Below are 14,176 nucleotides of genomic sequence, written 5' to 3'. Positions count from 1 at the left end.
AATTTTTTAAACAAAATAACGCATAAACATGCTGGCAATATTGAAATAAATTAATACACTGGTTAAATCACTTAAGGTAGTAATAAACGGGCCACTGGCAACTGCGGGATCAAACCCTAATTTATCCATTAACATTGGGATTAAACTCCCTGCTAAATTCGCCACAGTAATTGCACAGAGCATTGCCATCCCAATCACAAATCCAAGCGGAAGATTATGTTGCCACACGCCAACCACAATCATAATGGTTAAACCTGTCACAGCCCCCGTCACTAGTCCCGTGAGCACTTCACTTAAGATTAAGCGACCAAAATTACTATCCTTTTCATCTTTCATAGCCAAACGGCGTACCGCGACCGCCAATGATTGTGTCCCGGCATTGCCGGCTGTTCCGGTAATTAAAGAAATAAAAACGGCTAAAATACTCGCTTCGCTAACTAACGACTCATAATTACTGATTAACGAGGCCGTAGACATCCCTAAAAACAGCAGCGTAATTAACCAAGGTAATCGTTTAGAAGCGGCTTTTAAAGGGTTCTCACTAACTTCTTCAACGTCGACCCCGGCTAAACCAGAGTAGTCGCTAGCGGCTTCATCATCGATAACATCAATAATATCATCAACTGTTACAATCCCCAACAAATGATCATCATAATCTGTAACTGGCACAGCTAAGAAGTCATAGTCACGAATTGTTTGCGCGACATCTTCTTGGTCATCGCCGACATGAACTGAAATAACCCGTTCATTCAAAATATCAGCAATCAAGGTATCATCATCATTAACAATTAAATCCCGCAACGAAATAACGCCGACTAAATGATTTTCTTGGTCGACTACGTAAACGTAATAGATTGTTTCCGCCATGTCCGCTTGATTTTTTAAGACGTACATCGCAGAACGCACTGTTTGATTCGCCACAATCGAAACAAATTCGGTGGTCATAATCGCCCCAGCAGTTTCATCTTCGTAATGAAGTAACTCTTTAATTTCGCCTGCTTCTTCACTACTTAACAAACTAAGATATTTCGCCTTTTGGCTTTTATCTAACATATTTAGTAAATCCACCGCATTATCGGTATACATCTCAGCTAACATATCGGCTGCATAGCTTGGGCGCATTTCAGCTAAATAGTCTTTCATATTCTCATTATCTTCTTCGATAACATCAAACATATCCGCTAGTTCTTTCGGAGATAGGTAATTGTATAAATGTTGTCGGTCTTTTTCATCTAACGATTGGTAAAATTGTCCTTGTTCATAAATGTGTAACGCTAAAAACAGCTCACGAAATTCGTTCATTTGTTGATTTTTTAGCGTTTCTAAAAGAAGGGCAAATTGCTCTTCCATTTCTTGGCCTTCATTCATCTTACACTTTCCCCTCCTGCCTCTTTATTATTATAACGTATCATCTACACTTTTCATATCCTCCGCTAGTGGGGAAATCAGATGAACCGTTTCTTTGGTAAAAGGATGAGTAAAAATTAGTTCTATGCAATGCAACGCTTGCCGCTCAATTCCTTGATCCATCTTTCCATGATACATCTCATCCCCTAACAATGAACAGCCAATTGCTTCAAAATGTACCCGAATTTGATGTGTTCGTCCTGTATGGAGCTGAATGCGCACAGCTGCTGCTTGGGCTCCTCTTTTTGCGAGCCAATATTCTGTACTAGCAAATTGACCTGTTTCGATAACTTGGCGTTTTAATAAAGAGGACAAGTCGCGCCCAATTGGCTTTTCAATCAATTGATGCTCGTTTAACTGCTCAATCGCTCCACCAACAAGGGCATAATAAATTTTTGTCACTTTTTTTTCTCGTAATTCTTGGTCAATTAAAGCATGAGCAAAGCCGTGTTTCGCAAATAACATCAGCCCAGAAGTATCTCGATCTAAACGAGTCACGACATGAATAACTTGATTCACGTAATTTTGACGCTTGTAATAGCCCTTAACACGATTCGCCATCGTTCCTGAAGGATGATACTGAGCAGGTATCGAGGCAATGCCAGCAGGCTTATTAACTACTAAAAAATGATCATCTTCAAACACAATTTCAATCGGTTCATCATCTGTTAATAATGTCTCATGTTCCGCTTCATCTGGAATCGTCATTTTAACGACATCGCCAGTTTGTAAAGGATAGATGGCATTTTGAACGGTCCCATTCACTTGAATTTTACCACCCTGAAATTTCACCTTAGCTAATAACCCTTTTGAAACACCTTGTTCCTTTAAAAAATATTTCACTTGTTGTGTTGTTTCTTTGTCATATGTCCATTGAAATTCCATCGTTTAATTAATCCTCACCAATAAAGGCATCTTTCACTCGATGCCAAAAATGCATGTGCCGATAAGAGGCAAAATGAATCCGTTCGTCTGCAATTCGATAGCAGACAGAAGCGATATTTTCTTGATAAATATCTAATTGGTCCACCGTGACAAAATAATCATCACTTTCCTGTAATTTAATCTCCAGCCACTCCGTATGTGCGATTACAATCGGTGACCCCAATGTTCGAAAGACACGATTGTTTAAGGAGGCGATTTCGGTTAACTGAAACGCATTAATGCTAGGATGCAAAACAGCTCCACCAATACTTTTATTATACGCAGTAGAGCCGGTTGGGGTCGAAATCGACAACCCATCACCACGAAATCGTTCAAACAGTTCGTCTTTAATAAACACATCGCCCACCATCGTCCGGTTTCCTCGTTTAATTGTCGATTCATTTAATGCTAAAAAATGTTTATCTGGTTTCCCATCTCTAAACCGAATCCGCACATCTAATAATGGATAACTCGTACTTTTTTCACGATGAATACATAAACTTTCAACTAGTTCTTTTAATTCATAATCACGCCAATCTGTATAGAAACCCAAGTGTCCGGTATGTACACCTAAGAAACTTACTTCGTTTAACAGATGATTAAATCGATGAAAAGCGGAAAGAAGCGTACCATCTCCGCCGACTGAAATCACAAGTTCAGGTTGACGATTGTCTATTTGAATTTGGTTTTGCTCTAATAGTGTTGTCAGTTGTTTTGTGACTTGTTTCGATTTTTCTTCCGAGTTATGAACAATCGCCACTTTCATAAGCAGACTCCTTTACTGATTTTCTGGTGTTTCGTTTTTAATTTGCTTATAGTATTCGTTTTCTAGCAATCCACGGCCATGAGAGAAGTAATGTTGTGCTTCTTGAATTTCTTCACGAATAGATGACATTTCTTCATCTAATAAATAGGCTGCCTCTGCCGCTCGCTGAAGGCGTTCTTTCATTTCTTCAGGAAAGACACCTTGATATTTATAATTCAAAGAATGTTCAATCGTTGCCCAAAAATTCATGGAAAGTGTCCGAATTTGGATTTCGGCCAAAATAATCTTTTCCCCGGTGACTAATTGCACAGGATATTCCACCACCACATGGTACGAACGATAGCCACTTTCTTTTTTATTTTCAATGTAGTCCCGTTCTTCCACAATTTTTAAGTCTTTACGATTTCTTAAAAGTGCGACTACCTGGTAAATGTCTTCCACAAATTGGCACATAATCCGCAAACCAGCAATGTCTTGCATTTCTTCTTCAATCCGATTTAAAGGAATATGCCGAATAGCCGTCTTTGTCAAAATACTATCTACTGGTTTCACACGTCCTGTAACGAATTCAATTGGTATGTGTTTATCTTGCTCCCGAAATTGTTTACGAATACCTCGTAGTTTTACTTTTAATTCGCTGACCGCCTGTTCATATGGCGCTAAAAACAGCTCCCACTCTCGTTCCATGGTAGATCCCTCAATTTCCTTGAATTTCATTCACTGATTATTTTACCACAGTCCTCCCTAAAATAGGGTGTTATTCGCTATTTGATTTCCAAACGCCTTTCATTAGAAAAAATTTTCACAGAGAAGACCACTTTTCTTGACGGAAACCTATATAATATGTGAAAATTGGAGTGATTTAAGAAAGAGAGAGAACCCCATGAGTGAGCACTTAGAAATTGAATTTAAAACATTAGTTAGTCCGCAAGATTTCAAACGATTAATCGACCATTTTGCTATTCAAAAAACGGACTTTTTTACGCAAACAAATCATTATTTTGATACGGACGATTTTCAATTAAAAGCACAACGAATGGGCTTAAGAATTCGCGTATTAGCAGATCGTGGTGAGTTAACCTTAAAAGTTCCTGCGCCAGAAGGATTATTAGAAATCAATGACCCTTTATCGCTTGAGACGGCGAACCACTTTATCAAAAAGAATCACCTCCCTACTGAGGGGGCTGTGGCGAAGAAATTACAAGAATTAGGTATTGAAATCGCCTCGATCCATTTAATTGGTTCATTAAAAACAGCACGTGCAGAAAAACAAATTCCTCAAGGATTACTTGCGTTAGACGAAAGTTGGTATAACCAACAGCACGATTTTGAATTAGAGTTAGAAGTTACTGAAGCTGAAAGCGGCAAGCAAGCGTTTCAAACATTAATGGCTGATTTGAACATTCCCATTACGCTTGCACCTAACAAGATTCAACGCATGATGCGGACCACTGCCCCTTAGTATTCGAAGCACTGACGTTCTGGCACCTGTATTTGAAAAAGCATGGCATTGGAGGAAGTATGAATGGTTGAAATTTATTTGTTCGTCAATCCTTTAGGCGGCGTCTGTTTAGAAATTGAAAAAGAAATTATACAATTGTCTGTTAACGACAAGAAGAAAATACAATTGCGCTTTATTCCTTTATTAAACATGAAAACGATCAATGAATTTTTGAGTCGTCAACATATTCCGATTAATGACATTAAACGACGGAATCGAATTTTTGAAGATTTATACTCAGCCGCTCTTGACTATAAAGCAGCACAGTTACAAGGCCGAAAAAAAGGCCGACAATTGTTGATTGGCTTACAAAAAGCAGTAGCTGAAGACGGTCTAGCTTACTCTCCTGAGTTATCAGAAGAACTACTTCTAGCGGCCGGCGGGGATATTGATATGTATCGTAAAGACCGACAATCCGATTTTGTCAAAGAATCTTTCCAAACCGACCAAAAAGTTGCTCGAGAAATGGGGATTAAACAACATCCTACCGCAGTCGTTTACAACTATACTTGCGAGAACGATTTCGGCATTTTAGTCGAAAATTTTGAAAACATGGATGAAATTAAACAACTTTGTCGTGTCCATCCACATAACGAACCGTTGCTGAACCAAGGTGACGCAACCTTTGAATTTAAACGTCGCTCCAATTATCATTTTCCAAATGGACATTTACATTTATTATAAAAAAGATGCTGCGACGAAAGCTGTTAACCAATTATCTTAAGAGTTAAAAAGTGGGATATAAGTCATTTCGACTTATATCCCACTTCTTTGTCTATAATTTTTCAACCAAAGCTTCTAATTCCGTTAAACGTTCTTCAAAAACTTTCATTGCATCTTCGATATACGCGGCTTGTGTCATATCCACGCCCGCTTTTTTCATCACTTCAATTGGGAAGTCACTACTTCCTGCTTTCAAGTAGTTAAGGTACTTCTCTAAAGCTCCTTCTTCTCCAGCTAAAATATGTTTAGACAATGCCGAAGCGGCTGAGAAGCCAGTTGCATATTGATAAACATAGTAATTGTAATAAAAATGTGGAATTCTCGCCCATTCGTAACTGATTTCTTCGTCTCTAACTACTTCTGGTCCATAATATTTAGCATTGAGCTCGCCATAATACTCACTCAAATATTCACTTGTTAATGGCGTGCCTTTAGCATCTTCCGTGTGAATAAAATGTTCAAATTCCGCAAATTGCGTTTGACGGAAAATGGTTCCCTTAAAGCCGTCTAAATAGTGATTTAAGACATACGCACGTACTTTAGGATCTGTTTCTGTTTGTAATAAATATTCTGTTAAAATATTTTCATTTGTGGTTGAAGCAATCTCAGCTAAGAAAATTGAATAGTCGCCATAAACATACGGCTGATTATTTCTTGTATAGTAACTATGAACACTATGGCCCATCTCATGGACTAATGTAAATAGTTGATCCAAACTATCATGCCAATTCATTAAAATGTATGGGGCTGTATCATAAGCTCCTGAAGAATATGCGCCACTTCGTTTTCCTTGATTTTCAATCACATCAATCCAACGACTTGAAAAAGCTTCTTTAACAATAGATAAATAGTCTTCACCTAGTGGTTTTAAAGCCTCAATTGCTTTTTCTTTTGCTTCTTCATAGCTGTAACGAATTGGTGCTTCACCTAGCAAAGGCGCATACAAGTCGTACATGTGTAATTCTTCTACGTTTAATAATTTTTTTCTTAATTTTACATAACGATGTAGCAAAGGTAAATGTTTATTTACTACAGCTACTAATGTTTCGTGAACACTTTCAGGGATATGATTACTTGCTAAAGAGGCTGCCCGAGCAGAATCATAATTTCTAATTTTTGCTTTATAATTATGCGTTTTAACATGTGCACCTAAAGTTGAGGCTAATGTATTTCTAAATTGTTTGTATACTTTGTACAAACCTTTAAATGCTGCTTCACGAACAGATGGATCGACACTTTCCATTAACTGACCATAAACGCCATGAGAAAGTTGAATCGTTTCGCCTTCAGCATTTTGCACAGTTGGAAATTCTAAGTCTGCATTATTTAAAATTGAAAATGTATTACTTGAGGCACCAAAAATTTCACTAGCCCCCGCCAGTAAAGCTTCTTGTTCCATCGATAAAACATGGGGACGTTCATCTAAAATATTTTGAATATAGTGACGATAAACAGCTAATTTCGGCTGCTCTTCAAAATATCCCCAGATTTGTTCATCACTTAATGTTAAAACCTCTGGGTCAAACCAAGAAACAGCTTCACTAACTTGTGCATATAAAGAACTAGCTCTGGCATATAAAGCTTGGTAAGCTGTATTTGTAGTGTCTTGATCATTTTTTAAATGAGAATAGACATATAATGTTTCCACTTTTCGATAGACATCTAAAACGTATTCTAACGCAGCTAGAAAAGCTTCTGCACCATTCCCTAAGGTTCCTTTAAATGATTCTGCTTGATTTAGCTCTTCTGTCAACTGATTATACGCAGCATCAAAAGCAGCATCATCTTTAAAAATTTTGGTTAAATCCCAAGTCAATGGAGTTGGAACTTCATCACGTGTTGGTAATTGTTTAATTTCGCTCATAGTTTACTCTCCTTTAAGAAACGTTTTACTCATTATACTATCATAATTTAACACGTGTGACTAAAAAAATGTTGTTTTTTCACTTTTTTTAGCCAATGAATGAGCTTTTCTGGATCTTCTCTTAGGAAAATACTAGTTATTAGGTACTTATTGTTTACTTTAATTAACACATAACATTCTTGTAACCATCTCAATAAGTTATTTCCCACAATTTTAAAAAGCTTTTTTAAGCCAATATTCGGCAGTGGCTGCCAAACAAAGTTCCCTTCTTCCAAAAAAACAGCTTCCAAGATACGCCATAGTTCCTGTTTGGTCACTAAACGCTCTTCTTCGGTTTTTAGTGCTTCCCAAACAAGCATTTTTAAATGAATATCTTCTTCAGAAGAAGGTAATAGCTTCAATCCAGGATAGTAAAACCAAGGAGGTAACTGGAGAAGGTGACAACCTTTCGTGTATAAAAAACTCTGTGTTCTAAGCAACTGAGCATTTCTGTAACCAAGTTGTTGCGTCAATTTTTGATAATAATCATGCATCAATTGGCCAGTGTGCCGTCTATCTGGCAGTAAATTTAAATTAGCGGTCGGTAGTCGGAAGATTTCTAGTAATTGTTTTTCGTAAAAATCCCATGATTGTTTTCTTCTATAAAATTGTTGACATTGACTCTCTTCAATATGACAAAGTAATTCTATTCGTTCTTGTTTCTTATTGGCCGTCCATAAATAAAACCCCAAGGACTCCGAAAAGTAAAGAAATTGTTTCGTTAATTGCGTGAGCTTGTCTTTAGGCACTAATCGTTCACCTAAAATCCAAACAACTTGATAGCCATGAGCTTGATAAGTCTCCGTCCGTTCCACCAAACGTTTAATTGGCAATGGACTACATTGAATTTCAATGGCTATCTTGCCAATGAGTAAATCTGGGCGTTGCTTCAAGGCGGGTAAGTATGCCTCAACTTGAAAGGACAGCTTTTCGCGTAAACACTTTTCCGCAAAAAGCTGCTTCAAGCGGAGGTGTTCTTCTGTTTCAGCTTCTGCTTCGTACCAACAACTATTCTTTTTACGATGAGCAAAATGGGGTATTTTAATGGGGCCTGCCTTCAAAATGACCGATTGATGACACATTGGACACACAAAAGCTTGTTCGCTTCGTATCTGTGTTAATTCATCAATCGAGCAATCGATTAAAGAAAATAACTCTTGGTTGTCTACCGTTAAAGCTGTTAACATGATTTTCACCTCTCATAAATAAACTACGTAAAGTTTCTTAATTTTCATCAAAAAAAAAAAGCAAAAACCCGAAAGTTTTTGCTTTTTTGCTTAATCATTAAAGTAATAACGTGTTAATTCCAACGCACTGCGTTCCATAATACAAGTGCCATATTCGACTAAAGTATCCTGAGTGACAGTTGTTTTATGAGCAAATTCTAAAATCTGTGCAATTTCATTGTCAACATTTGTTTTTTCTAATTCATCGGTTAAGAACAAAACTTGTAAGTAATAACGATCGTTGTACGTGTATAAGTTAGTCAAAACAGATTGCATGAAGACTTCTTTGGATAATTGGATCATCGCTTCAAAATTATCTAATTCAAAGATTACATTTCTGTTTGTTTCATCTGTGGCTTCCATCTCATCAAGTTCATCGGCGGCTGCTTTGTCTGCTTCAATTTGTTTGCGAATCAATTCGCTAACATCTGCATTGACTTCGCTCAGACCTTCTAAGGAAGACAAGTCGTCCATAGCGACATTTTTACTAATAAACAGTTCTAAACCATCATTTTTAGGCAAGACTTGGAAAGTGACTGCTTCACTACCTTGGAATTCATCTTCGACATCAACTTCTTCTAAAATACTATAAAAGAAATTTTCAACATCTTTGTGGTTTCCTAGTAAGTCAAGAAAAGTAATCCCTCTATCCGCCAGGTCTTCGTTGCCAATTAACACACGAATCGTATTTTCATTAATATGTTCCATTTCCATAGCGCTACACCTCTCTTTGCTTCAATCAGGAAACTTCTTACGTTCATTGTAGCGAAAACTACACAAAAGTAAAGTGGAAAGTCTATAAATCCTCGAAAACTAGCGAACGTTTTATAAACTTTGAACTTTTTTAACGATTGGTTTTTCGCTCCTTCTACCTCTTCATCTTAACGCAGTCTCTCCAAAAAAGATACTATTTTTCCTTGACCACGTTCTGCCAAATCAAATGAATACAAGTTCTAAATATGTATTAAAAAGCCAGAGATAAAAATCCCTGGCCCTAAATTCATATGAATCGTTCTTTATTACAATTAACAAATAAAGAACAAAATTTTATATTTTTTATAAACCTGCCATTAATTGTGCTTGGCGCAATTCCAGTTGTCGAACATCTCTTGGTAAGAATCGACGAATTTCATCTTCGTTAAAACCGACTTGTAATCTTTTCTCATCAATCATAATTGGCCGACGCAACAATCCAGGGTTTTCTTGAACCAACTCTAATAAATCTTGAAGTGGAAGCTCGTCCAAATCCATATTTAATTTTTGGAAAACTTTAGAGCGAGTAGAGATAATCTCTTCTGTTCCATCTTCTGTCATGATTAAAATTGCTTTTAATTCCTCAATATTTAAAGGTTCAGAAAAAATATTTCTTTCTTTAAAAGGAATTTCGTGCTCTTGCAACCAGGCTCTAGCCTTACGACATGACGTGCAACTCGGGGAAGTATAAAGTGTCAACATTGTGCATCACTCCTTTTCGCGAATCATCGCGTTTCTGAAACAGGGAACTGTACTGTTCCTCTATTTAAAACCAGTATACCTAATTTCTAATAAAAATACTAGGGGTTTTTAAACATTTTTTATTAACTTTGTTTATTTTTCCTTCATTACATCCGTGTAAAATTAGGGTTAATTTTTATGAAATTTTATGGATATTCGTTATGATTCTGTAAAAAAGTAATACAGTTTTCTATTTTTATGGTTGCTGTTATAATTTACTTCTCTTGGGGATTTTTCAAGAAGTTCCCATGTATTTTTTTCTAATAAAATGTATAATAGAACTATTCACTATCTTAAGTCTAAAGTCAGGTGGTTATTTAATGAAAACAATTTTTTCTGGTATTCAGCCCAGTGGTACTCCGACAATCGGAAATTACATTGGTGCAATGAAACAATTTATCGAATTACAAAATGAATACAATTGTTATTTTTGTATTGTAGATGAACATGCCATTACCGTTCCCCAAGAACCGCAAAAGCTACGCCAGCAAATTCGTAGCTTAGCAGCTCTTTACCTAGCGGTTGGTTTAGACCCACAAAAAGCAACAATTTTCATACAGTCTGAAGTGAGTGCCCATGCAGAAGCTGGTTGGATCATTCAGTGCAATACTTCTATTGGTGAGTTAGAGCGAATGACACAATTTAAAGATAAATCTCAAAAAAATGGTCGTGCTGGCGTAAGCGCTGGTCTTTTAACATACCCTCCATTAATGGTTGGTGATATCGTGTTGTACAACGCTGACTTAGTGCCAGTCGGAGATGATCAAAAACAACATTTAGAATTAACACGTGATTTTGTGGAACGCTTCAACAAACGTTACGCCCAAAAAAATCAAGAAATTTTAACGATGCCTGAAGTAAAAATCGCTGAGCAAGGTAGTCGAATTATGAGCTTACAAGAACCAACGAAAAAGATGAGTAAGTCTGATACAAATGTGAAGGGCTTTATTTCAATGCTTGATGAACCAGCAGTGATTCGCAAAAAAATCCGCTCTGCTGTAACTGATTCAACCGGTGTAATTGAATATAATAAAGAAGAAAAGCCTGGCATTACTAACTTACTAAATATTTATTCTGCTGCGACAGGTCAAACTGTTGAGGAACTTGTTCAAGCTTACGAAGGCAAAGGCTATGGAGACTTCAAAGCAGATTTAGCAGAAGCAGTAGTTGCCTTATTAGAACCTATTCAAGTGCGCTACCAAGAACTTTTAGCTTCAGAAGAATTAGATATGATTTTAGATGAGGGCGCAGAAAACGCTCGCCAGGTAGCCAACAAAACACTTCAACGAATGAAAAATGCTGTTGGTTTGGGAAGAAAAGTTCGGCGCTAACTAAACATAATAAAAACCCGCGAAGTTTTATTCGCGGGTTTTTTTATGTTCTAAATTGAGCATCGTACAAGCGACGATAGTGGCCTCTTTGCGCGTACAAAGTTTCATGTGTTCCATCTTCTAAAATTCCTTGGTCACTCACTACGATTATTCGATCAGCATGTTTAATCGTTGCCAGTCTGTGGGCAATAATTAATGTTGTTCGCCCGTCAGCTAACGAGTTTAATGACTCTTGAATCACTTGCTCTGTTTCTGTATCTAATGCAGAAGTCGCTTCATCTAGAATTAAAATCGGCGGGTTCTTCAAGAACATTCGCGCAATTGCCACTCGCTGCTTTTGACCGCCCGATAATTTCACGCCACGTTCGCCAATAATTGTGTCCAAGCCATCTGGCATTAGCTGAATTACATGTTCTAAATGTGCTAATTTCACCGCTTGTTGAATGTCTATTTCTGTAGCATTTAAATTCCCATAAGCAATATTTTCTCGTAATGTTCCAGGGAATAAAAACACATCTTGTTGAACAATTCCAATCTGCTTACGTAATGAAGCCAAGGTCATTTGCTGGATATTTCTACCGTCAATCGTAATTTCACCACTACTGACTTCATAAAAACGAGGCAACAGATTGCACAAGGTCGTTTTTCCTGAACCACTTTGGCCAACGAAAGCAACGGTTTCACCAGGTTGAATTTTTAAATTGATATGGTCTAAAACTTTTGTGCCATCTTCATAAGCAAATGAAACATCTTTATAGGCAATCGTTCCTTCTAAATGCGAAACAGCAACAGCTCCTGGCAAATCTTTGATGGACGGTTGTTTGTCCGTTTCTTCCGTAAAACGTTTAAAACCAGCAAATCCTTTGGGATAGCTTTCAATCATATTGTTGACTTTTTCAATCGGCCGAATAAAAATATTGGCTAATAAAATAAACCCTACAAACTGACCTTCTGTAATTTCTCCTTTAATTGTATAATACGCACCAAAAATTAATGAAAATAAATTTATCAGACGAATTAATAAGTAATTATAGGCGGAACTGACACCCATCACCTTATAAAAATATAATTTCGATTTTCGATACATTTGATTTAAATAATTAAACTGTTTTCGTTCAAATGGTTCATTTGCAAAAGATTGCGTGACACGTATCCCACTTACTGACGCTTCAATCCCAGCATTAAATTCACCTAAATTATCGTAAATATCCGTATTCGCTTTTGTCATTTTTTTATTAAAATAGCCTAGCGCAATCGTGATAAATGGCAATAAAATAAACGTAGCGATGGCTAATTTCACGTGAATGGTTAACATTAATAAAAAAGAACCTGCTAACGTCATAATCGTAATAAAGACGTCTTCTGGACCATGATGCGCCACTTCCGAAATTTCAAAAAGATCAGTGGTCAAACGGCTCATTAATTTCCCTGTTTTTTGATTATCATAATACTCAAACGGTTGTGTTTGAAGATGTTGATATAATTCTTCACGCATATCTGTTTCAATATTCACGCCTAACATATGACCAAAATAAACCACAATAAATTGTAAAAACGTATTGATTATATAAAATGCAAATAAGCCCGCACTAGCTAATGCAATGAGGCGAAAATCTCCTTTTGGCATAATCTTATCAATTACTTGGTTGACTGCTACTGGAAAAGCCAACTCTAACAGCCCCGCAAAAACGGCACACCCAAAATCCAAAATAAATAATCGACGATAAGGTCGATAATACCCAAAAAAACGCTTTAACATAACTCCCTAACTCTCCCCCTTCATTCTCATTCATTATACGGAAAAAGACTGTCTCTTGCAAAATTCTAACTTCTATCAGAACACGTGTTATTTAAGTAACTTTGACTCAAAATCATTTTCACAAACTTTTCATTATCAGAATATTTTTTCATTTATCGTTTCCATTTTTTCGGTAAAAATAACTATAATTGTCTTTTCCCGCAAGGCTTTGATTTCTGCGAAAAACCTTGAAATACAGTGAAAAATACTCTATTTATTTGTGAAAATATCAGCTACAATATAACATATGAAAAGTTTTGTAAAAAAGTTAAGAGGTGCACTTGTTAAATGAGAACCATTGTTTTTGATGTTGATGACACGCTGTACGATCAGCAACAACCCTTTCGAAATGCGATGTCTAAAATTTTCCCAAACGTTGCGACAGAGGATATGCATGAATTGTATCTTCGTTTTAGACACCACAGCGATGAAACGTTTCCGAAAGTTTTAGCCAATGAATGGTCCCTAGATTTCATGCGGTTTTTCCGGATGAATGAAACATTAAAGGATCTAAACTATCCAGGAATTTCACAAGAAGAAGGAAAAATTTTCCAACAAGTTTATGAAGAAGAATTGGATAATATTACGATGCATCCAGAAGTTACTAAGCTTCTTGATACTTTACAAGAGAAAGAAATTCCGATGGGGATTATTACAAATGGTCCAACAGACCATCAATTTAAAAAAGTTAAACAATTGAATCTTGAAAAATGGGTTCCAAGCCAAAATATCATTATTTCTCAAAGTACGGGTTTTCAAAAACCTGAAAAGGAAATTTTTGATTTAGCCTGTAATCAATTTTGTATGGAACCTGAACATACTTTATATGTTGGTGATAGTTATGACAATGATATTGTAGGCGCACGTAATGGTGGCTGGCATTCTCTTTGGTTTAACCACCGCTCTCGTGAACTACCAAGTTGCCAACCTGCATCACACCTTGCAGAAGTCACTTGTTTCACCGAACTTTGTCCGACTGTGGAGAAATTATTTAATCTTTAAAAAAAGCCGCTCTTCAAATTGAAGTGTAGTGACCCCAAAAAGTTAGACTTTTTATAGAGTGGATTTTTCCACTCTATTTTTATGCAGTTTTTTGATTGAAT

The 14,176-nt window shown here is 36.6% G+C and carries 13 protein-coding genes; 4 read left to right on the top strand and 9 right to left on the bottom strand.

The genetic code is table 11. The features are described 5' to 3' along the window. Nucleotides 1-6: 6 nt before the first annotated feature. From mgtE to KQI94_RS10185, 4 genes are read right to left on the bottom strand one after another with little or no spacing between them, the layout of a single operon-like run. Nucleotides 7-1,368 carry a magnesium transporter gene (gene mgtE / locus KQI94_RS10200; protein WP_002362548.1) on the bottom strand — a complete coding sequence of 454 codons (1,362 nt, stop codon included), beginning with the start codon at nucleotides 1,366-1,368 and terminating at the stop codon, nucleotides 7-9. Between the two features lie 30 nt (nucleotides 1,369-1,398). Next, complete coding sequence (locus KQI94_RS10195; protein WP_002368842.1) at nucleotides 1,399-2,292, bottom strand: RluA family pseudouridine synthase; 894 nt, start codon at nucleotides 2,290-2,292, stop codon at nucleotides 1,399-1,401. 7 nt (nucleotides 2,293-2,299) lie between these two features. Continuing rightward, nucleotides 2,300-3,097, bottom strand: a complete 798-nt coding sequence (locus tag KQI94_RS10190) for an NAD kinase (protein ID WP_002356486.1) — start codon at nucleotides 3,095-3,097, stop codon at nucleotides 2,300-2,302. A 12-nt stretch (nucleotides 3,098-3,109) separates the two neighbouring features. After that, nucleotides 3,110-3,784, bottom strand: coding sequence for a GTP pyrophosphokinase family protein (locus tag KQI94_RS10185; RefSeq protein ID WP_002356484.1), 675 nt, complete (start codon nucleotides 3,782-3,784; stop codon nucleotides 3,110-3,112). A gap of 196 nt (nucleotides 3,785-3,980) precedes the next feature. Between KQI94_RS10185 and KQI94_RS10180 the strand changes: the two genes are divergently transcribed. Both KQI94_RS10180 and KQI94_RS10175 read left to right on the top strand, forming a co-directional pair. Further along, on the top strand, nucleotides 3,981-4,559 hold the full coding sequence (locus KQI94_RS10180) for a CYTH domain-containing protein (protein ID WP_002368841.1): 579 nt from the start codon (nucleotides 3,981-3,983) through the stop codon (nucleotides 4,557-4,559). Nucleotides 4,560-4,622: 63 nt separating this feature from the next. After that, entirely contained in the window at nucleotides 4,623-5,282 is a 660-nt protein-coding gene (locus KQI94_RS10175; RefSeq protein ID WP_002368840.1) for a ClpXP adapter SpxH family protein, read from the top strand. 91 nt (nucleotides 5,283-5,373) lie between these two features. Here the strand turns inward: KQI94_RS10175 and pepF are convergent, their stop codons facing one another. The 4 genes from pepF to spxA all read right to left on the bottom strand — a co-directional run bounded on the left by pepF (nucleotide 5,374) and on the right by spxA (nucleotide 9,905). Further along, entirely contained in the window at nucleotides 5,374-7,185 is a 1,812-nt protein-coding gene (gene pepF, locus KQI94_RS10170; RefSeq protein WP_002362285.1) for an oligoendopeptidase F, read from the bottom strand. A 47-nt stretch (nucleotides 7,186-7,232) separates the two neighbouring features. Continuing rightward, nucleotides 7,233-8,411: a competence protein CoiA family protein gene (locus tag KQI94_RS10165; protein ID WP_002368839.1), complete on the bottom strand. Its 1,179-nt coding sequence runs from the start codon at nucleotides 8,409-8,411 to the stop codon at nucleotides 7,233-7,235. 90 nt (nucleotides 8,412-8,501) lie between these two features. Further along, nucleotides 8,502-9,164, bottom strand: coding sequence for an adaptor protein MecA (locus KQI94_RS10160; protein WP_002356478.1), 663 nt, complete (start codon nucleotides 9,162-9,164; stop codon nucleotides 8,502-8,504). 342 nt (nucleotides 9,165-9,506) lie between these two features. Next, nucleotides 9,507-9,905, bottom strand: a complete 399-nt coding sequence (gene spxA, locus KQI94_RS10155) for a transcriptional regulator SpxA (protein WP_002356477.1) — start codon at nucleotides 9,903-9,905, stop codon at nucleotides 9,507-9,509. Nucleotides 9,906-10,264: 359 nt separating this feature from the next. On the opposite strand from spxA, the gene trpS reads away from it, so the two are divergent. Next, on the top strand, nucleotides 10,265-11,275 hold the full coding sequence (gene trpS / locus KQI94_RS10150; RefSeq protein WP_002359559.1) for a tryptophan--tRNA ligase: 1,011 nt from the start codon (nucleotides 10,265-10,267) through the stop codon (nucleotides 11,273-11,275). A 43-nt stretch (nucleotides 11,276-11,318) separates the two neighbouring features. Here trpS and KQI94_RS10145 read toward each other — a convergent pair whose 3' ends face one another. Beyond that, nucleotides 11,319-13,034: an ABC transporter ATP-binding protein gene (locus tag KQI94_RS10145; RefSeq protein ID WP_002389804.1), complete on the bottom strand. Its 1,716-nt coding sequence runs from the start codon at nucleotides 13,032-13,034 to the stop codon at nucleotides 11,319-11,321. Nucleotides 13,035-13,361: 327 nt separating this feature from the next. Between KQI94_RS10145 and KQI94_RS10140 the strand changes: the two genes are divergently transcribed. Further along, nucleotides 13,362-14,075 carry an HAD family hydrolase gene (locus KQI94_RS10140; RefSeq protein WP_002368837.1) on the top strand — a complete coding sequence of 238 codons (714 nt, stop codon included), beginning with the start codon at nucleotides 13,362-13,364 and terminating at the stop codon, nucleotides 14,073-14,075. Nucleotides 14,076-14,176 lie beyond the last annotated feature (101 nt).

The organism is Enterococcus sp. S183_ASV_20, assembly GCF_018919685.1.
GTDB lineage: Bacteria > Bacillota > Bacilli > Lactobacillales > Enterococcaceae > Enterococcus > Enterococcus faecalis.
Note: the sequence above shows the minus strand (reverse complement) of the source record. Positions and strands in the feature narration are given on the sequence as shown.

Bases quoted from the DNA above. Each gene is read 5' to 3' on its own strand.
- KQI94_RS10165 (WP_002368839.1), bottom strand. From the start codon at position 8,411: ATGTTAACAGCTTTAACGGTAGACAACCAAGAGTTATTTTCTTTAATC.
- mgtE (WP_002362548.1), bottom strand. From the start codon at position 1,368: ATGAATGAAGGCCAAGAAATGGAAGAGCAATTTGCCCTTCTTTTAGAA.
- KQI94_RS10185 (WP_002356484.1), bottom strand. From the start codon at position 3,784: ATGGAACGAGAGTGGGAGCTGTTTTTAGCGCCATATGAACAGGCGGTC.
- KQI94_RS10160 (WP_002356478.1), bottom strand. From the start codon at position 9,164: ATGGAAATGGAACATATTAATGAAAATACGATTCGTGTGTTAATTGGC.
- KQI94_RS10145 (WP_002389804.1), bottom strand. From the start codon at position 13,034: ATGTTAAAGCGTTTTTTTGGGTATTATCGACCTTATCGTCGATTATTT.
- spxA (WP_002356477.1), bottom strand. From the start codon at position 9,905: ATGTTGACACTTTATACTTCCCCGAGTTGCACGTCATGTCGTAAGGCT.
- KQI94_RS10175 (WP_002368840.1), top strand. From the start codon at position 4,623: ATGGTTGAAATTTATTTGTTCGTCAATCCTTTAGGCGGCGTCTGTTTA.
- pepF (WP_002362285.1), bottom strand. From the start codon at position 7,185: ATGAGCGAAATTAAACAATTACCAACACGTGATGAAGTTCCAACTCCA.
- trpS (WP_002359559.1), top strand. From the start codon at position 10,265: ATGAAAACAATTTTTTCTGGTATTCAGCCCAGTGGTACTCCGACAATC.
- KQI94_RS10140 (WP_002368837.1), top strand. From the start codon at position 13,362: ATGAGAACCATTGTTTTTGATGTTGATGACACGCTGTACGATCAGCAA.
- KQI94_RS10180 (WP_002368841.1), top strand. From the start codon at position 3,981: ATGAGTGAGCACTTAGAAATTGAATTTAAAACATTAGTTAGTCCGCAA.
- KQI94_RS10195 (WP_002368842.1), bottom strand. From the start codon at position 2,292: ATGGAATTTCAATGGACATATGACAAAGAAACAACACAACAAGTGAAA.
- KQI94_RS10190 (WP_002356486.1), bottom strand. From the start codon at position 3,097: ATGAAAGTGGCGATTGTTCATAACTCGGAAGAAAAATCGAAACAAGTC.